The sequence below is a fragment of the Curtobacterium sp. MCLR17_058 genome (assembly GCF_003234705.2).
GTDB lineage: Bacteria > Actinomycetota > Actinomycetes > Actinomycetales > Microbacteriaceae > Curtobacterium > Curtobacterium flaccumfaciens.
On record NZ_CP126262.1, the window covers coordinates 818,612 to 837,316 of the forward strand.

The window sequence follows — 18,705 nt, forward strand, 5'->3', positions numbered from 1 at the left end:
GTGATGACCGCCGTACCGGACCTCGTGACCGTCGTCGACCGCCTGCTCGCCGAGGACGGGGGGTGCGTCTGGAACCGGGCGCAGACCCACGCCTCGCTCGCCCGCTACGCCGTCGAGGAGTCGTACGAACTCGTCGACGCCATCGACGACGGCGACCCGGACGACGTCCGCGAGGAACTCGGCGACCTGCTCTACCAGGTGGTCCTGCACGCGGGGATCGCCGCCCGCGCGGGGGACTTCACCCTCGAGGACGTCGCCGCCGGGGTCCGGGACAAGATGACCAGGCGGCACCCGCACGTGTTCGGCGACGAGACGGCGGACACCGTCGAGGACGTCGTGCGGGTCTGGCGTGCGGCCAAGGCGGCCGAGAAGGCGAGTCGGCGGAGTGCGTTCGACGGGGTGCCGCGGGCGATGCCGCCGCTGGAGCGCGCGGTGAAGCTGCTGGAACGCCTGGAGGAGCGTGGGGACGCCGACGCGGTCGTCTCGTCCGTCGTCGGGGCCGGTTCCGGCGTCGGCCCGGAGGCCCGTGGTGCGTCAGCCGCGCCCGCCGCGTCGGCCGCGCCCGCTGCGGACGACGGGGTGGGGACGGTCGACGCCGGATGGGGGCGAGCGGTGCTCGGGGAGGTCGCGGCTGCAGCACGACGCGGGGTGGACCCGGTCGCGAGTCTGCGGGCCGCGGTGTCGGCGCTCGAGGAAGCCGGTCGCGCCGTGGAGTGATCCCCGGTCGGGAGATCGCTCCGGGCAGGGGAGAACGGGCGCCCTCCCAACCCGAAAAAGAGAGGGCGCCCGTGAGCGGGCGTCGGCTCCACCAGGGAGAGGGGCCGACAGGGAAGCCCGCTCGAACCGCGGGACGCACTGCAGCACGTCGCCCCGCGAATCGGTCCGGAGCGTGGATCAGGCACGATCCGGACCGAGGTTCTGCATGCAGTATGCCAGTGGGTCGGCAGGCGCGCAAGCCGGAGACGCCCGTCTGCCAGAATTGACCGCATGGCAACGACCGTGACGGCACCCCGTGGCATGCGTGACTTCCTCCCGGCGGACAAGGCCCGGCGCGAGCACGTGCTCGGTGTCGTGCGGGACGTCTACTCGCGGCACGGTTTCGACGAGATCGAGACCCCGGTGGTGGAGGACGCTGCGCGGCTGCACTCCGGGCTCGGCGGTGACAACGAGAAGCTGGCGTTCGCGGTGATGAAGCGCGGGCTGACCACCGAGGACCTGCAGGCTGCCGAAGCGCCGCTGGACCTCGCCGACCTCGGTCTCCGGTTCGACCTGACGGTCCCGCTCGCCCGGTTCTACGCCTCGCACCGTGCGGAGCTGCCGTCGGTGTTCCGGTCCGTGCAGATCGCGCCGGTCTGGCGTGCCGAGCGCCCGCAGAAGGGCCGCTACCGCCAGTTCGTGCAGTGCGACATCGACATCCTGGGGGAGCCCGGGCAGCTCGCCGAGATCGAGCTCATCCGCGCGACGACCGCGGCCCTCGACGCCCTCGGGGTCCGCGGCACGACGATCCGGATCAACGACCGCCGGATCCTGCTGGCGCTCCTCGCGTCGTGGGGGATCACCGAGCCCGCCGCCGCCGACCGCGCGCTCATCACGATCGACAAACTCGACAAGATCGGTGCGGACGGCGTCGCGGCGGAACTCCGCAGCACCGTGGGCGCCGACCTGCCCGGGCTCGAGGACACCATCCGCGCGCTCGAGGCCGCCGACTGGACGTCGGTCGAGGGGGCGCCGTGGCTCGACGCCGAGGCCTTCGCCGACCTGCTCCGCCTGCGCGAGGCGCTCCCAGGGGTGGATCTGCGCTTCGACCCGACGCTCGTGCGCGGCATGGGCTACTACACGGGCACGATCTTCGAGGTCGCGCACCCCGACTTCGGCTACAGCCTCGGTGGCGGCGGCCGGTACGACGGCATGATCGGCCGGTTCCTCGGGCAGGACGTCCCCGCGGTCGGGTTCTCGCTCGGGTTCGAGCGGCTCGTCGACCTCGTGACCCTCCCGGAGTCCGCCGAGGCCGACGCCGTCGTGCTCGTGTACGACAAGGACGTCGATCCGGTCCGGCTCGCCGCGCTGAAGACCGAGGCGCTGGCGTCCCACCGGCGCGTCCGGCTCGAGCGCCGCACGAAGAACACCAAGAACCTGCTCGCCGGCCTCGCCGCCCAGGGCTTCACGGCGTTCGCGACCGTCTCGGCGGACACCGCGTCGCTCGAGGGCGTCGAGTTCCGCCCGCTCGACTGAGCACCCAGTCCTCGTTCCAGCACGGACTCGTCCACAGCGGGGCGTCACGGCCGACGTCGTGTTCACCTCCGCTCGCTAGGATCGACACCGCAATCACCACAACCAATGTGTAGGGAGTACCCCGTGGCCCTGATCGATGCCGTAGGCGCACGCGAAGTCCTCGATTCCCGAGGCAACCCGACGGTCGAGGTCGAGGTCCTCCTCGACGACGGCGTCGTGTCCCGCGCGCTCGTCCCGTCCGGTGCATCCACCGGCGCGTTCGAGGCGTACGAGCTGCGCGACGGCGACGCCTCGCGCTACGGCGGCAAGGGCGTGCTCAAGGCCGTCGACGCCGTCCTCGACGAGATCGGCCCGGCGCTCGAGGGCTTCGACGCCACCGACCAGCGCCTCGTCGACGCCGCGCTCATCGAGCTCGACGGCACCGAGAACAAGTCCCGCCTCGGCGCGAACGCGATCCTCGGCGCCTCGCTCGCCGTGGCCCGTGCCGCGGCCGACTCGGTCGACCTGCCGCTCTTCCGCTACCTCGGCGGCCCGAACGCGCACACGCTGCCCGTCCCGCTGATGAACGTCGTCAACGGTGGTGCCCACGCGGACACCAACGTCGACATCCAGGAGTTCTTCCTGGTGCCCTACGGCGCCGAGTCCTTCTCCGAGGCACTCCGCTGGGGCGTCGAGACCTACCACGCCCTCAAGGGCGAGCTGAAGAAGCAGGGCCTGGCCACCGGCCTCGGCGACGAGGGCGGCTTCGCGCCGGAGCTCGCGTCGAACCGCGCCGCGCTCGACTTCCTGCTCACCGCGATCGAGAAGGCCGGCTACACGCCCGGCAAGGACATCGCCGTCGGCCTCGACGTCGCGTCCACCGAGTTCTTCTCGGACGGCAAGTACCAGTTCGAGGGCAAGCAGCTCTCGAGCCAGGAGTTCACCTCCTACTTCGCCGAGCTCGTCGCGAACTACCCCCTCGTCACCATCGAGGACCCGCTGGCCGAGGACGACTGGGAGGGCTGGTCGCACCTGACCGCCGAGCTCGGCGACAAGGTCCAGATCGTCGGCGACGACCTGTTCGTCACCAACCCGAAGCGTCTGCAGCGGGGCATCGACGAGAAGGCCGCGAACTCGATCCTCGTCAAGGTCAACCAGATCGGCACGCTCACCGAGACGCTCGACGCGGTCTCGCTCGCGCACCGTCACGGCCTGACCTCGATCCTGTCGCACCGCTCCGGCGAGACCGAGGACACCACGATCGCGGACATCGCGGTCGCGGTCGACGGTGGCCAGATCAAGACCGGCGCCCCGGCCCGCTCGGACCGCGTCGCGAAGTACAACCAGCTGCTCCGCATCGAGGAAGAGCTCGGCGACGCCGCGGTGTACGCCGGTCGCTCGGCCTTCCCGCGCGCCGCGTCGCTGTAACCAGCCGCTCAGCAGTACCCGCACCACCGAGACGCCGTCCTCCTCCAGGAGGACGGCGTCTCGTCGTCTGTGCCGCCCCGAGGTGCCGAGCGGTCAGGACGTGCCGTGCGCGCTGCGTCGAGTGGGCACGAGTCGTCGGTTGGCCCGGGCCCGGCCGACAGGACGTGACCACCGGACGTGCGTCGGGCGGTGTGTGGTGACCACTTCGGGTGCGGGACCGACGGGCGGGCCGGAGCCGTGCCTCCCGGCTGCCTCGACCGGACCCGGACCCGCCCGCCGTCGGCGTGACGCCGTCGTGTCAGCCTGACGCCGCGAAGTCCGTGAGACGCCGCCGAATCCGGAGGCGTCTCGAAGAGACGACGGCGTCTTCTGCTGGGCGGCACCGTGGGACGCGAGACGCTGGGAGGGCGCCGAACGGCCGCGTGCCGGGCGGCCCGACCGGCCGTGCCGGGTTATCGTCGGACCGTGCCCAGCCAGAAGCCCCGCGTCCGCCGCGTCCCCGTGGCGATGCCCGACGGCAGCACGCCCGCGCAGCCCTGGTACCGCTCGATCCACTTCTCCGGGTTCAGCCTGCTCATGCTCGCGATCATCGTGCTCTTCGTGGTGGTGCTCGCGCCGTCGCTCCGGACGCTCATCCAGCAGCAGGAGCAGATCGCCCAGCAGCAGCAGGAGGTCGCGAGCCAGAAGGCCGACGTCACGCAGAAGAAGCAGGACGTCGCACGCTGGGACGACCCGGCGTACATCGAGGCGCAGGCCCGTGACCGGCTGCTCTACGTGTACCCGGGCGAGGAGAGCTACCTCGTGATGGGCACCGAGGACAAGCGGGCCGAGAAGACCCCCACCACCGACTCCGGCACCCCCGTGAGTGCGAAGGTGCAGACGCCCAAGGTCGACTGGGTGCAGGCGATGCTCTCGTCGGTGCTGCAGTCCGGGCTCACCGACGAGCGTGCCGCCGACCTCGTCGCCCCCGACGTGTCCGGCACGGGCGACAGCAAGTAGTCCGGACCGCAGGGCGCGGAGCCGTCCGGCCCGACGGTGCGAGGGGTTCCGCTTCTCCGGTAGGCTCACGTTCCCGTGACGACCCCTCCCTTCGACCCGCCCTCCGACCGCGACGTCCAGGTCGTGTCGGCGCAGCTCGGCCGACCGGCGCGTGACGTCATCGGGATCGCGGCACGCTGCGTCTGTGGCAACCCCACCGTGGTCTCCACGAAGCCCCGGCTGTCGAACGGCACCCCGTTCCCGACGTTCTACTACCTGTGCCACCCCGCGGCCACCGCTGCGGTCAGCACCCTCGAGGCCAACCAGGTGATGCCCGAGCTGGCAGCCCTGCTCGAGGACCCCGAAGTCGCCGCGCAGTACCGCGCGGCCCACGAGTCCTACCTGGCCGATCGCGAGTCGATCGAACACGTCGACGAGATCGACGGCATCAGCGCCGGTGGCATGCCCACCCGCGTGAAGTGCCTGCACGCCCTCGTCGGCCACGCCCTCGCCGCCGGACCCGGCGTCAACCCCATCGGCGACCTCGCGCTCGAGCGCGCGGACTGGTCGCCCTCCCGGTGTGAGTGCCGGGCGTATGATGACGGTGCAGACGCTGGAGTCGGGGCGGGTGGCGGCGAAGTCTGACCCGACTCCCGCACACCCCCATCCAAGGAGATCATCCCCCGTGCCCAAGATCCTCGTCGTCGGCGGCGGTTACGCCGGTTTCTACACCGCATGGAAGCTCGAGAAGCACCTTCGCCAGGGCGAAGCCGAGGTCGTCATGGTGGACCCGCTGCCGTACATGACGTACCAGCCGTTCCTGCCCGAGGTCGCCGCCGGTTCCATCGAGCCGCGTCACGCGGTCGTCGCGCACCGTCGTCACCTCAAGAAGACCCGCGTCGTCACGGCGAAGGTCACCAAGGTCGACCACGCCACCAAGACGGCGACGATCACCCCGACCGAGGGCGAGGCGTGGGAGGAGTCCTACGACCAGATCGTCATGACCGCCGGCGCGGTGTCCCGCACGTTCCCGATCCCGGGCGTCGCGGACGAGGCCATCGGCCTGAAGACCATCGAGGAAGCCGCGTCCATCCGTGACCGCATCCTCAGCAACTTCCACAGGGCGGCGAACCTGCCGGCCGGTCCCGAGCGCGACCGCCTGCTCACCGTCGTCGTCGTCGGTGGTGGCTTCGCCGGCATCGAGGTGTTCGCCGAGCTCCGCTCCTTCGTCACCGACCTGCTGAAGAGCCACCCGCAGCTGTCCTTCGACGACACGCACTTCCACCTGGTCGAGGCGATGGGCCGCATCATGCCCGAGGTCTCCCTCGAGACCTCGCACTGGGTGCTCAAGAACCTCGCCGAGCGTGGCGCGACCGTGCACCTCGAGACCCAGCTGGCCTCGGCCGTCGGTGGCGTCTGCGAGCTCAAGACGAGCGACGGCGCGATCGAGACGATCCCGTCCGACCTCATCATCTGGACCGCCGGTGTCATGGCGAACCCGATGGTCAAGGGCACCGACTTCCCGCTCGAGCAGCGTGGCCGCATCCGCGTCCAGCCCGACCTGCGCGTGGTCGACGACAACGGCGTGATCGCCGACGCATGGGCCTGCGGCGACGTCGCAGCCGTGCCGGACCTGACCGGTGGCGGTGTCGGCGGGTTCTGCGTGCCGAACGCCCAGCACGCCGTGCGCCAGGCCAAGCAGCTCGCGAAGAACGTCGTCGCGACCATCCGTGGTGAGGCGACGACCGACTACAAGCACGAGAACCTCGGTGCCGTCGCGGGCCTCGGCCTCGGCACCGGTGTGTTCCAGTCCGGCAAGTTCGCCATGAAGGGCTTCCTGGCCTGGGGTGCCCACCGCGGCTACCACGGCCTGGCCATGCCGTCGTGGGAGCGCAAGTGGCGCGTCATCGGCGACTGGGTCGGTGGCTTCTTCCTGGGCCGCGACATCGTGTCGCTCGACGACCGCGAGACCCCGCGTGCCGCGTTCGAGGCGTTCGCGTCCCGTCCGAAGCCCGCTGCCCAGGCTCCGGCCGCGCCCGCCGCGGCCCCGGCTCCGGAAGAGGGCAAGGTCGCCGGTGCCGCCGGCCCCGTCTACGGCGAGCCCGCGAAGGACGTCTCCAACGCCCCCGAGCCGGTGACGGCCCCGGCCGACGCCAAGTAGCAACGCTCGTCACGAAGGCGGTCACCTGCGAAGGGTGGCCGCCTTCGTGCATCGGTAGGCTGTTGCGGCCCGCCCCCGTGGCCCAATCGGTAGAGGCACGCGACTTAAAATCGCTGAGTTGTGGGTTCGAGTCCCACCGGGGGTACCGCCGAGGCTCTGGCGCGGCGCCCGCCGCGTGGCGCCCGCCGCGTGCCGCTGCGAAAGCGACAGAACTCTGCGAACAGTTTGCGTCGTTCTGTCGCTCCGGCCGCACAGTCCGAGCGCTGGTCCTGCCATCTGTCGCTTCGACGGTGGGATCGGGTCGCCCTGGGCATCGGACTGGAGGCGCGGGACCGGCCCGCCACGTGCCTCCCGGCCCGCGGACCGTCGCCTTCCCGCGAAGACGGCGCGACTGCACGACCGGCTCGCCGCCCAGTAGCATCGACGATCGTGGTCGGACTCGGAAGCGCACTCGCCAACCTGCAGAACGCCCTCCGCCGACCGGAGGCCCACGTCGAGGTCGTCGACGGCGAGAGCGTCCCGGTCGGCATGCTCCTCGGCACCCTCGGAGCCCTGCTCCTGGACGCCGGCAGCTCCGTCACCGACGTCCGGTCGGCGCTCGAGAAGGCCCGGGACGCCGCCGGGGTCGGACCGACGCTCGCGATCGGCGTCCTGCCCGCCCTGGTGATGGTGAGCGAGGTCTCGACGGGCGCCGCCACCATCGTCAACGCCGAGGGCGTCGAACTGTCCTCCCGCCAGGCCGCCCGCGCCAACCGCGTCGTGCTCGGGCTCGAGAGCGGCTCCATCGCCCTCGCCGAGATCCCCGCCCGCGTCCGGGCCATCCGGGCCGGCACCGTCCCGCCGCCCGCGCTGCCGTGGATCCTCGGCAACGCCCTGACCTCCGCCGGCCTGGCCGTCGTCTTCCGCTGCCCCTGGTGGGCGATCGTCCTGGCGCTCGTCGTCGGCGGCCTGGTCGGCGTGATCGGACTGGTCCTCCGGCGGTTCCGCGAGGCCGTGGCGATCATCCCGTTCCTGGCCGCGTTCGTGTCGACGGCGATCGTCGGCCTGGTCGCCGCGGGTACCGGGTTCGAGCAGGTCCCGCTCTTCGCGGTCTGCGCCCCGGTGGCGGTGTTCGTCCCCGGCGCGCTCATCACCAACGCGTTGCTCGAACTCACCGCCGCGGACATCGTCACTGGGTCGTCCCGACTGGTGCAGGGGCTCATCATGCTCGGCTTCATGGCCGCCGGCATCGCGTCCGGCAGCGCCCTGACCGGGTTGCACGTCGACCCGTCGTCGGCCGCGCTCGTCGGCGAGGTCGCGGGGGTCGGCACGGACCTGGCCGGCTGGGAGTCCGTGCCCGCGTACTGGGTGTCGTGGGTGGCCGTCGTGGTGCTCGCGGTCGGGCTCGGTCTGGTGTTCCGGTCCGGGTGGCGCCTGACGCTCGTGTCGGTGGCGGTCATGGTCACCGCCTACGCCGTGGTGAGCACGACGACGCCGCTCTGGGGCAGCGTCGTCGCGACCGGGGCCGCAGCGGCGCTGCTGTTCGTCGCGACCCGGTTGCTCGAGCGGCTCGTGCCGGCGATCCCGGCGACGGTGTCGTTCTTCCCGGCGTTCCTGCTGCTCGTGCCGGGGACGGTCGGGCTGGTGGCGGTGGCCACCTTCGATCCCGAGGCGCTCGCGACCCCGCTCGCGACCTTCGTCAGCCTGTGCATCGGGACGAAGATCGGCGGGCTCCTGCCCGGCCTCTTCGCCCGCAACGCGCCCCGGCGCGCGGTGGACGCGACCAGCTGACGGACGGGAGGCCCGTGGAGGCGCCGCCACGGGCCTCCAGGCCGTCACCGGCCGGGTACCGGGCCCGCTACGGCTCGATCAGCCGGCCGGCTGCCTGGTCCGCCGCGGCCGTGTCCTTCGCCAGGTAGTGCACCTTCTTGCCGGTGGCGTTGTAGGGGACGTCCGGGACGAAGCGGTACCGCCGCGGGCGCTTGTACCGGGCGAGGCCCGGGTGGGAGCCGGTCCACTCCTCGAGCACGGCCGCTGCCTCGGTGTCGTCGGCCGGCAGCCGGTCGCCGGCACGGACGACGTACGCCGTGACGACCTCGCCCCACCGCGGGTCCGGCACGCCCACCACGATGGAGTCGGCGACCCCGGGGTGCTCCTGCAGCACCGCCTCGACCTGGACGGGGTGCACGTTCTCGCCGCCGGAGATGACCATGTCGTCCTTGCGGCCCACGATCGTCACCCGCTCGTGCTCGTCCCACGTGGCGAGGTCGCCGGGGTAGAACCAGCCGTTCGCGAACTTCTCGGCCTCGAGCCCGGGGTTCCGGTACGAGTAGCCGGACTTCACGGTGCGGACGGCGAACTCGCCGATCTCGGTGCCGTCCTTCGCCACCGTGTCGGTCGGGTCGGCCAGACGGTCCTCGTGCACGCGGACGACGGCGACGTCGTCGTCGGTGGAAGCGCGACCGGTGGAGCCGGCGCCGTCCGGGAAGTCCTCGGGGCGCAGGAACGTGTTCCAGAAGGTCTCGGTGGTGCCGTAGCCGTTGAAGATCCGGGGCGACAGCAGCTCCTGGTACCGCAGCGCCGCGGCTCGGTCGAGCGGTGCGCCCATCGTGACGATGCCGTTGAGGCTCGACAGGTCCCGCGCCCGGCGTTCCTGCGCGTCGGCGAGCTGCACCAGGTTCGGCGGAGCCCCGATCAGGAACGTCAGGCGCTCGGACTCGACCAGGTCGAGTACCCGGTCGGCGTCGAAGTGCCGCAGCGTCGTGAGTTCCGCGCCGACGTAGAACACCGGGTTCGGGCCGCCGGAGTACAGGCCGCCACGGTGGAAGAGCGGTGACATGTTGAGCGTCCTGTCGAACGGACTGAGCGGGAAGTGCATGACCACGTCGTGCGCGCTGAGCACCTCGACAAGGCTCGGCAGCGGGACGGGCTTCGGCCGACCGGTCGTGCCCGAGGTGTAGAGCCGGGTGGACTCGTCGTAGGTGCTGCGCGGGCCGATCGCCGCGAGTTCCTCGGAGGAGACGGGATCGGACGCGAGCAGCTCGGCGAACCGGTCGTGGTCGCCGCCGACCGGGACGACGTGGTCCGGCCGGTGCGGCGAGGACTCGATCGCGGCGGCGATCGCACTCGTCCGCTCGGTGTCGTGCACCAGGACGGCGGGTGCGGAGTCCTCGATGATGAACGCGACCTCGTCGGGGGCGAGCCGGAAGTTCGTCGGCGAGAACACCGCGCCGATGCGGTGGCAGGCCAGGTAGAGCATCGCGAACTCGGGGGTGTTGAACAGCTCGACCATCACGACGGAACCCCGTCCGCCACCGTGCCGGACGAGCCACCCGGCGATCCGGTCGACGGTGTCGCCGAGCTCGGCGTAGGTCCACGAGCGGTCCGTCTCCGGCTCGCGCAGCGCGGGTCGGCCGGCGAAGCGGTGGGTGTTGCGGGCGAAGCCGTTCGCGTAGGTGAAGCTGCCCTCGAACACCTCGCGGAAGCGCGTCGCGTCGTAGTCGGACCGGGTGTCGGTGTGGGGTTCCGGGTCGGGTCGGGTGTCGGTCATCATCGCTCCTGCCGCGGTCGTGCGGTGCACACCGTCGGTGCTGCGCGGGCACCGGTCGCGCGGCACTGCTGCACCGCTGGTCCGGTGCGGCGTCGGTCGTCCGTGCGGGACGGCGAGCGTCCTCCGTGCGGTGCGACCAGCACCGATCGTCACACTAGCCCGCTGTCCGCGAACCGGCTCGGAAGTGCGTCTTCTGTCCGACGGGTGGTGCGGTACGCCGCTCTGGAGGCTCGGGTCAGACGCGGGCCGCGCGCCGGTCGGTGCGCAGCCAGACCAGGGCCGCGATCGCGGCCGCCACGCAGGCCGCGGCGATGCCGACGAGCAGGGCCGGTGCGGCGTGCGTGCCGGTCGTCCCCGAGTAGACCGCGGTGGTCAGCGCGACGGCGACCACCGCGAGCGCGACGTACCGACCGCGGGAGGCGGCGAGCAGCGCGCTGCCGGCGGACCCTGCGACGGGCAGCAGGGTCGCAACCACGGCACCGAGGCCGCCGACGCACAGCGTGATGGCGAACTCCGAACCGAGTGACACCCAGAAGCCACCGCCCGCGAGCAGGCTGTGCAGCACCCAGCCGGCCGCGGCGAGTCCGAGGAGGGCCAGCACCCGCCAGGTCGCACCCCGGGCGCTCGCGGCGATCCCGGTACCGAGGCGGAGCGGTCCGGTCCCCAGTCCGGGGCGGACGGACGGCACGAGGACGACCCCGACGATGAGTGCGGGGGACAGGTCCGCCGCGCGGGTGACGCCGCACGCCACGAGGGCTGCGAGCACGAGCCACGGCGACACCCGGAACCCGATCGTGCGGTGGTCGCTGCCGGCTGCCCACCGCGTGGCGAACACGACGGCGGCGGTCAGGACCCCGGTCCCGGCGAGGACGGCGATCGCCAGACGGGCGTACCGGGCCTCGAGCTCGACGCCGACCCCGAGCAGGGTGCACACCGCCGCGACGGACACCGCGATGGTGATCGACGCCCAGGTCGGCAGGACGTCGTCGCCGCGTGCGCGGTCCGACCGCGAGCGGTTGCGGCCGAGCAGCCCGGCGAACGGCGAGCGGAGGCGACCCCGGGTGACCGCGGCCACGAGGGCGAGCGGCGCCGCGATCAGCAGGAGGAACCCGGCGGCGACGGCGGTGGCGACCAGGACGGTCCGCCACGAGAACGCGGCCTGGATGGTCGGGACGGTGCGGTCGTAGGTGGTCGCCGCGGTCCAGTCGCCGGCGGGGCCGGACCAGTCGGGGTGGCCTCCGGCGCTGCCGACGCCGGCCGGGGTGCTGCCGGTGCCGTCGCTGGGGCCGTTGCCGGTGCCTGCTGCGCCGCCGTTTTCACCGCCGTTGCCGCCGTCGCCCCCGTTGCCGGCAGCGTTCGCGCCGTTGCCGTTGCCGTTGCCCTTGCCAGTGCCGGTGCCACCGTGGCCGATCGCGCCGGGGGCGCCCGTCGTCGCGCCGGACCCCGGCGTCGACGTGCCCGGCGTCCCCGGGGTGTCCGTGGCGCCCGGGGTCGGTGTGGCGGTCGGGGCCGTGGTGGTGGACCACACCGTGACCCGTACGGCGGCCGACGACCGGGAGTAGTTGCCGGCGACGTCGTGCTGCGTCGCGGTGAGCTGGTGCCCGCCGGCGCGCAGCGTCGACCCCGCGGTGGAGCACGACCACGAGGCGTCCGACGCGACCACCACGCCGCACACCGGGGCACGGTCGACGTACACGGTCACGCGGGCGCCCGGCTCACCGGTCCCGGACACCGTCGTCGAGCGGGTGCCGATCCGCTGGCCGTCGTCCGGTGACGTGATGCGCGGGGCAGCGGGCGCCGTGCGGTCGACCGTGACCGTCACGGGAGCGGACGCGGCGCTCCGCAGGTCGGACCGGTAGCCGCGCGCCGTGCTGGCGGTCTGCGACGCGGTGACGGTGAACCGGCCGTCGGCGAGCGACCCGAGGGCGGCCACCCACCGGCCGTCCGCACCGACCCGGGCGGTCTGCTGGGCCGAGGAGCCGGACACCGACAGCAGCACCGTCGATCCGGGGTACCCCGTGCCGGAGACCGTGCCGCCGGTGGGCCCGGCGGCCGCCAGGGTCGGCGGGACGATGACGTCCGAGGCCGGTGCACTCGCGACGGGCAGTGCGGCGACGAGGTCACGCACCGTGAAGACCTGCTGCGGGCCGGAGCGCACGGTGCCGAGGCAGGCCCAGGAACCGTTCGGCTCCACCCGGGTCGTGCACCCGGACGAACCCGTCGCGGCCGGGCCGGTCACCCGGACGGTGTGCCCGGGGGTGCCGGTGCCGTGGAAGCGCGTCGTCCCCGTCGTGACGTCACCGGGGTCGGCGATGGTGGGCCGAACGGCGGGACGCGTGGGGGTGGGCGTCGGGGCGCCCGGTCGGCCGGGGCTCGGCGGAGCGATCTCGCTCGGCTCGGGGGTGGCGGTGGGGGTGGCGGCTGCCCGGGCGGCGGGGGCTGCCGGGGCGTCCGCAGCGGCGGCGTCGACCGACGTGCCGTCCGCGGCGACCGCGATGGCCGGGGCTGCCGCGGCGCCGAGCAGGGCGGCGACGAGGACCGTCGTCGCCGCTGCGAGCAGGGCGAAGCGGGGACGACGACGAGGGCTGTCGCCCCCGACAGCCCCCTCGTCCACGTTCTCCCCGCTCGTGTTCACCGGACCCATCCCACGGGATCTGCGGCCTCCGGTCAATACACCTCGCGGATGAGGTTCGGGATCGGGCCGCAGTCCGGGAACCCGGTGTGCGTGACTCGGGAATCGCCCGTGAACACTGCTCACGGAACGGAGCATGCTCAGTGCGTCGATAGACTTCACGATGGCCGTTCAGGCCAACGCAGCACCGCGGATCCCGACGCGCAAAGGAGTACGCCCGCATGGACACCGGACTCGTCACGACGCTCATCGTCGTCGGAGTGGTGGTGGTCGTCCTGGTGATCATCGGGATCTACCTCTGGGTGACGTACAACTCCCTCGTCACGCTCAAGGTCCGGGTCGACGAGGCCTGGAGCGACATGTCGGTGCAGCTGAAGCGCCGCGCCGACCTGATCCCCACCATCGTGGACACGGTCAAGGGGTACGCCACGCACGAGAAGGCGGTCTTCGACGACGTGACGAAGGCCCGCGCCGAGACCCTGTCCGCCGGTGACGCCGACACGGCCTCCACCGCCGAGGGGCACATGCAGAAGGCCCTCAAGAGCGTGTTCGCGGTGGCCGAGGGGTACCCGCAGCTGCAGTCGAGCCAGAACTTCCTGCAGCTGCAGTCCGAGCTCGTCGACACCGAGGACAAGATCCAGGCCGCCCGCCGCTTCTACAACGGCGGAGTGCGCGAGCTGAACACGAAGATCCGGGTGTTCCCGAACTCCACGTTCGCGAAGAACCGCGGTTTCTCCGAGGCCCCGTTCTTCGAGACGAACGAGCCGGCGGCCATCGCCGAGCCGCCGCGCGTCCAGTTCTGACCCCAGCGTCGGATCCGACGTGTACAGCGCCATCGCGCGGAACAAGCGCAACACCGTGGTCATCGTCCTGGTGTTCCTGCTGATCATCGGCGCGCTCGGGTTCCTCGGCGGGTACCTCGCCGGCAACGTCTCGATCGGCTTCATCGTGCTCGTGGTGGCCCTCGGGTACGCGGTGCTGCAGTACTTCCTGGCGGCACGGCAGGCCACCGCGATCGCCGGCGGGGTCGAGATCGAACGCGTCTCGGAACCGCGGCTGTGGCGCACCGTCGAGAACCTCGCCATCGCGACCGGCATGCCGATGCCCCGGGTGTTCGTCATCCCCGACCCCTCGCCGAACGCCTTCGCCACCGGGCGTGACCCGGAGCACGCGGTGGTGGCGGCGACGACGGGGCTGCTCGAGCTCATGGACGACCAGGAGCTGCAGGGCGTGATGGCGCACGAGCTCGGACACGTCCGGAACTACGACATCCGGGTGTCCACGATGGTCTTCGGTCTCGTCGTGGCCGTCGGGCTCATCGCCGACGTCCTGCTCCGCATCTCGATCTTCAGCGGCCTGTCCGGCGGGCGGAACCGCAACTCGGACAACGGCGGCAGCGCCAACCCGGTGCTGCTCATCGCCGGGATCGTCGCCGTCATCGTGGCCCCGATCGCGGCGGCCGGCGTGCAGGCGGCGGTGTCCCGGCAGCGCGAGTACCTGGCCGACGCCACCGGGGCGATGACGACCCGGTACCCGGAGGGCCTCGCCCGGGCCCTCGAGAAGCTCGGCGCGTACGGCCGACCGATGCAGACGCAGAACTCCTCGATGGCGCACCTGTGGATCGCCGACCCGATGCGCCCCGGTGTGATGGACCGACTGTTCTCGACGCACCCGCCGCTGCCCGACCGCATCGCGCGGCTGCGGGCGAACGCCGACCGGTTCTGACGGGTCAGCCGATGCCGTCGGCGGCCGTGTCGTCGGCCGTCTCGATCGGTTCGGGGGTGTCCGCGTCGTCAGCGGACTCGTGCGGCACCAGGGGCACTCCGAGCGCCCCGGCGACGGCCGCAGCAGCGGTTCCTCGGTCGGTCACCTCGATCGCGCCGAGGCCCTGCCAGGTCGCGGTCCGTCGCAGTGTGTCGGCGAGCCGCTCGGGGTCCAGGTGCTCGCCCGGTTCCTGCCACGCGGTCCGGACGCGGAGCACACCGCGCTGCCGGTCGCTCTTCAGGTCGATCCGCCCGACGAGCCGGTCGTCCTGCAGCACCGGCAGCACGTAGTAGCCGAAGACCCGCTTCGGCGCCGGCGTGTAGATCTCGATCCGGTAGTGGAAGCCGTACATCCGCTCGGCCCGCCGCCGGAACCAGACGACCGGATCGAAGGGGCTCAGCACCGCGTCCGCCGCAAGCTGCCGGGGGACCCGAGCCCCAACGTGCAGCCAGCCCCGCTCGCCCCAGCCCTCCACCCGCACCGGCAGGAGCTCGCCGGCGTCGGTGAGGTCGGCGATCGCGGTGGCCGTGTCGTCGGAGCGCAGCCGGTAGTAGTCCGCGATGTCCGCTCGGGTGCCGATGCCGAGCGCCCGTGTGGCCTGGCGCACGAGTTCGAGCACGGCGTCGGCACGCGGCGGGGCGGTCTCGAGGAAGCCTGCGGGCAGCACCTGCTCCGGCAGGGCGTACACCCGCTCGAACCCGGCTCGTCCGGCACTCACCGCCTCGCCCCAGCGGAACATCTGCTCGAGCCCGAGCTTCACGTCGCTCCACCCCCACCAGGGGCCGCGCCGCACGTTCGATTCGTGCTCCACCGCGCTCGCCCGCATCGGCCCCTCGGCCCGGAGCAGGGCGTGCAGTTCGCGCCGGACGGCAGCGACCCGGATGACGCCGTCGACCCGGGTCGGGCCGGCGTCCCGCTCCCGCAGGGCATCCATCCGCCACCGGAACAGTCGCAGGTCGTCGCGGGGGATGAACGCCGCCTCGTGTGCCCAGTACTCGGTGTACGGGCCGGATCGGCCGAGCGTCAGCCGGTCGAGCGTCGACCGGTCGTACGCACCGAGCCGGGCGAAGAGCGGCAGGTAGTGACTGCGCTCGAACACGTTGACGGAGTCGATCTGCAGCAGCCCGAGCCGGCCGAACGCGGCGTTCAGCGCGCGCGTCGAGACCGGCTCGGCGGGTGCCCGTCCGAACCCCTGCGCGGCGAGTGCGACCCGGCGGGCCTCGGCGGCGGAGAGCGTCGACCTGGGCATGCCGCGACGCTACCGAACCCCGCCGACATGAGGGTCCACGAACGTATGCCGCATACGGCACCTGACGCGAAGCACATCGCTACACTCGGGCCCATGGCATGGGGAAGCAAGCAGACACACCCCGACCCCGTGGTCGAGGAATCCGTCCCGGTCGGCGTGCGCATCGCCGGGGCGTGGTCGTGGCGGGCGCTCGTCGTCGTCGGCGTGATCGCCGTCTTCATCTGGCTCGTCACGGTCTTCAGCCAGATCCTCATCCCGTTCCTGGTCGGCATCGTGGTCTCGGCGCTCCTCGTGCCGATCTCCAACTGGCTGCAGCGGCACCACGTGCCGAAGTGGCTCGCCGTCGTGATGAGCCTGCTCGGCGGCATCGCGGCGCTCGGTGGCCTGATCTGGCTCGTCGTCGACCAGATCATCGCCTCCTACCCGTCCCTGCGTGACCGGACCGTGGACCAGTACGCGAACATCAAGGACTTCGTCCTGAGCTCCGGGTTCGGCATCAGCCAGTCCGACGTGAACGGCTGGCTCGACGACGGCACGAAGTGGCTGCAGGACAACTCCGCGTCGATCCTGTCCGGGGTCGCCAGCGCGGGTTCGGGCGCCACGCACGCCTTCGAGGCGCTCTTCATCATCCTGTTCACCACGATCTTCCTGCTGATCGACGGCAAGAACGTCTGGCGTTGGTCCGTCCGGCTGTTCCCGAAGAAGGCGCGGGCCGCGGTGGACGGCGCCGGTGTCGCCGGCTGGATCACCCTGACGAGCTTCATCCGCGTGCAGATCTTCGTCGCGTTCGTCGACGCGGTCGGCATCGGCCTCGGGTCCTTCATCGTCGGGCTCTTCTTCGGCGGCATGCCACTGGTGATCCCGATCGCCGCGTTCGTGTTCCTCGGTGCGTTCATCCCGGTCGTCGGTGCCATCGTCACCGGCTTCCTGGCGGTGTTCGTCGCGTTGATCTTCAACGGTCCCCTCGCCGCGGTCCTGGTGCTCGGGGTCGTGCTGCTGGTCCAGCAGATCGAGGGCCACATCCTGCAGCCCCTCGTCATGGGCAACGCGGTCAAGGTCCACCCGCTGGCGGTCGTCCTCGGCGTCACCGCGGCCTCCGGGCTCGCGGGCATCGCCGGAGCCTTCTTCGCCGTGCCGCTGATCGCGACGCTGAACGCCATGGTCACCACCATCGCGAGCGGACGCTGGCGACGGCTCGACTCCGACCACGTCCTCGAAGCGACGCCGAAGCGCGGGCAGCACGGGCAGATCCAGTTGCTCCGACGCCGTCGGCACAAGGTCGGCGACGACGTCCCGGCGCCGGGCGTCGACTCGGGTCCCTCGGCCGAAGAAGACACCGCCAGCACCAACTGAGCGTCACACGAGTTCGCCGCGGGGCCCCGGAACGACGATGATGGGGGAGTGACCGACACCAGCGCCTCCCCGCACACGCTCGCCGCGATCCCGACCCTCGCGGACATCGAGGCGGCGCGCGAGACCATCAAGGGCGTCGCACGCGTCACCCCGATGGAGACATCGCAGTTCCTCGCCGAGCTGCTCGGGTCGCCGGTGCACCTGAAGTGCGAGAACCTGCAGCGCACCGGTGCCTACAAGGTGCGCGGTGCCTACAACCGGCTCTCGACCCTGTCCGCCGAGCAGCGCGCCAAGGGCGTCGTCGCCGCGAGCGCCGGCAACCACGCGCAGGGCGTCGCACTCGCCGCCCGCGAACTCGGTATCCCCGCGACGATCTTCACGCCGGTCGGCGTCGCCCTGCCCAAGCTGCAGGCCACCCGCCACTACGGCGCCGACGTCGTGCTGCGGGGCCACTCCGTCGAAGAGGCGCTGAGTGCCGCGAAGGACTTCGCCGCCCACACCGGCGCCGTGTTCATCCCGCCGTTCGACCACCCGGCCGTGATCGCCGGGCAGGGCACGCTCGGCCTCGAGATCATCGACCAGGTGCCCGACGTCGACACCGTCGTCGTGCCGATCGGTGGCGGCGGTGTCATCTCCGGCATCGCGCTCGCCGTGAAGGGCATGGCCGAGCGGCTCGGACGGCCGATCCGGGTCATCGGTGTGCAGGCGGAGAACGCCGCTGCCTACCCGTCGTCGATCACCGCCGGCGAGCCCGTCACCATCACCACGAAGCCGACCATCTCCGACGGCATCGCGGTGGCGCGCCCCGGCGACCTGAACTTCCCGATCATCCGCGACCTGGTCGACGACATCGTCACCGTCTCGGACGACGACACCGCCCGAGCACTGCTCGTCCTGCTCGAGCGCGCCAAGCTCGTGGTCGAGGCAGCGGGGGCCGTCGGCGTCGCCGCGATCATGTCCGGTGCCGTCCGCGACACCGGCCGCACCGTGGTGCTGCTGAGCGGCGGCAACATCGACCCGCTCATGATGGAACGCGTGATCACCCGCGGGCTCGTGGCGGCCTCGCGCTACATCGGCATCCGCATCATGCTGCCGGACCGCCCGGGTCAGCTCGCCCGCGTCGCCCAGGTCATCTCGGACGCCGGCGCGAACGTGGTGGAGGTGCTGCACACCCGCCACGGCCAGGGCCTGGTCATCAACGAGGTCGCGCTGGACCTGTCGATCGAGGCGCGCGGCCCCGAGCACGCGCAGGAGGTCATCCAGCGCCTGCACGAGGTCGGCTTCCGCCCGGAACTCCTCGAGCACTAGTCCGCGACGATCCACGAGTCGTTCGACGCGTGGACTGTCGGAAGTGCGGCGCGCGCTCTGGGCGCGACCAGCGGACAGACGGGAGGCCCGTG

The 18,705-nt window shown here is 72.1% G+C and carries 14 protein-coding genes and 1 tRNA gene; 12 read left to right on the plus strand and 3 right to left on the minus strand.

The window, feature by feature from the left end; all coding sequences use genetic code 11:
- The first annotated feature begins 3 nt into the window (after positions 1–3).
- The 8 genes from DEJ11_RS03980 (at position 4) to DEJ11_RS04015 (ending at position 8,548) form a co-directional block, all read left to right on the plus strand.
- On the plus strand, positions 4–717 hold the full coding sequence (locus DEJ11_RS03980) for a MazG family protein (RefSeq protein WP_111104246.1): 714 nt from the start codon (positions 4–6) through the stop codon (positions 715–717).
- Between the two features lie 270 nt (positions 718–987).
- A complete protein-coding gene (gene hisS / locus DEJ11_RS03985; protein ID WP_110865050.1) occupies positions 988–2,232 on the plus strand; it encodes a histidine--tRNA ligase in 1,245 nt (414 codons plus the stop codon).
- A gap of 123 nt (positions 2,233–2,355) precedes the next feature.
- Entirely contained in the window at positions 2,356–3,639 is a 1,284-nt protein-coding gene (eno, locus tag DEJ11_RS03990; protein ID WP_027464494.1) for a phosphopyruvate hydratase, read from the plus strand.
- 465 nt (positions 3,640–4,104) lie between these two features.
- Entirely contained in the window at positions 4,105–4,638 is a 534-nt protein-coding gene (locus DEJ11_RS03995; RefSeq protein ID WP_111029598.1) for an FtsB family cell division protein, read from the plus strand.
- A 75-nt stretch (positions 4,639–4,713) separates the two neighbouring features.
- Positions 4,714–5,262 carry a DUF501 domain-containing protein gene (locus DEJ11_RS04000; protein ID WP_071406119.1) on the plus strand — a complete coding sequence of 183 codons (549 nt, stop codon included), beginning with the start codon at positions 4,714–4,716 and terminating at the stop codon, positions 5,260–5,262.
- A gap of 40 nt (positions 5,263–5,302) precedes the next feature.
- Positions 5,303–6,778 (plus strand): NAD(P)/FAD-dependent oxidoreductase, encoded by a 1,476-nt coding sequence (locus DEJ11_RS04005; RefSeq protein WP_111104248.1) that lies wholly within the window; start codon positions 5,303–5,305, stop codon positions 6,776–6,778.
- 71 nt (positions 6,779–6,849) lie between these two features.
- Positions 6,850–6,923 (plus strand) — tRNA-Leu (locus DEJ11_RS04010).
- 284 nt (positions 6,924–7,207) lie between these two features.
- Positions 7,208–8,548, plus strand: a complete 1,341-nt coding sequence (locus tag DEJ11_RS04015; RefSeq protein ID WP_027464496.1) for a threonine/serine exporter family protein — start codon at positions 7,208–7,210, stop codon at positions 8,546–8,548.
- Positions 8,549–8,615: 67 nt separating this feature from the next.
- On the opposite strand, the gene DEJ11_RS04020 is transcribed toward DEJ11_RS04015, so the two are convergent.
- Both DEJ11_RS04020 and DEJ11_RS04025 read right to left on the minus strand, forming a co-directional pair.
- Positions 8,616–10,307 (minus strand): class I adenylate-forming enzyme family protein, encoded by a 1,692-nt coding sequence (locus DEJ11_RS04020; protein ID WP_111104266.1) that lies wholly within the window; start codon positions 10,305–10,307, stop codon positions 8,616–8,618.
- A 235-nt stretch (positions 10,308–10,542) separates the two neighbouring features.
- The gene (locus DEJ11_RS04025; RefSeq protein WP_284176682.1) at positions 10,543–12,942 is read right to left on the minus strand and encodes an Ig-like domain-containing protein; all 2,400 of its coding nucleotides are present in this window, start codon (positions 12,940–12,942) and stop codon (positions 10,543–10,545) included.
- 218 nt (positions 12,943–13,160) lie between these two features.
- Between DEJ11_RS04025 and DEJ11_RS04030 the strand changes: the two genes are divergently transcribed.
- Both DEJ11_RS04030 and DEJ11_RS04035 read left to right on the plus strand, forming a co-directional pair.
- Entirely contained in the window at positions 13,161–13,742 is a 582-nt protein-coding gene (locus DEJ11_RS04030; protein WP_111103200.1) for a LemA family protein, read from the plus strand.
- A gap of 19 nt (positions 13,743–13,761) precedes the next feature.
- Complete coding sequence (locus tag DEJ11_RS04035) at positions 13,762–14,664, plus strand: M48 family metalloprotease (protein WP_111103199.1); 903 nt, start codon at positions 13,762–13,764, stop codon at positions 14,662–14,664.
- Positions 14,665–14,668: 4 nt separating this feature from the next.
- On the opposite strand, the gene DEJ11_RS04040 is transcribed toward DEJ11_RS04035, so the two are convergent.
- The gene (locus DEJ11_RS04040) at positions 14,669–15,952 is read right to left on the minus strand and encodes a winged helix-turn-helix domain-containing protein (RefSeq protein ID WP_111103198.1); all 1,284 of its coding nucleotides are present in this window, start codon (positions 15,950–15,952) and stop codon (positions 14,669–14,671) included.
- Between the two features lie 93 nt (positions 15,953–16,045).
- On the opposite strand from DEJ11_RS04040, the gene DEJ11_RS04045 reads away from it, so the two are divergent.
- On the plus strand, positions 16,046–17,305 hold the full coding sequence (locus DEJ11_RS04045) for an AI-2E family transporter (protein WP_258375339.1): 1,260 nt from the start codon (positions 16,046–16,048) through the stop codon (positions 17,303–17,305).
- Positions 17,306–17,353: 48 nt separating this feature from the next.
- Positions 17,354–18,613 carry a threonine ammonia-lyase gene (ilvA, locus tag DEJ11_RS04050; protein ID WP_071406124.1) on the plus strand — a complete coding sequence of 420 codons (1,260 nt, stop codon included), beginning with the start codon at positions 17,354–17,356 and terminating at the stop codon, positions 18,611–18,613.
- Positions 18,614–18,705: the final 92 nt, after the last annotated feature.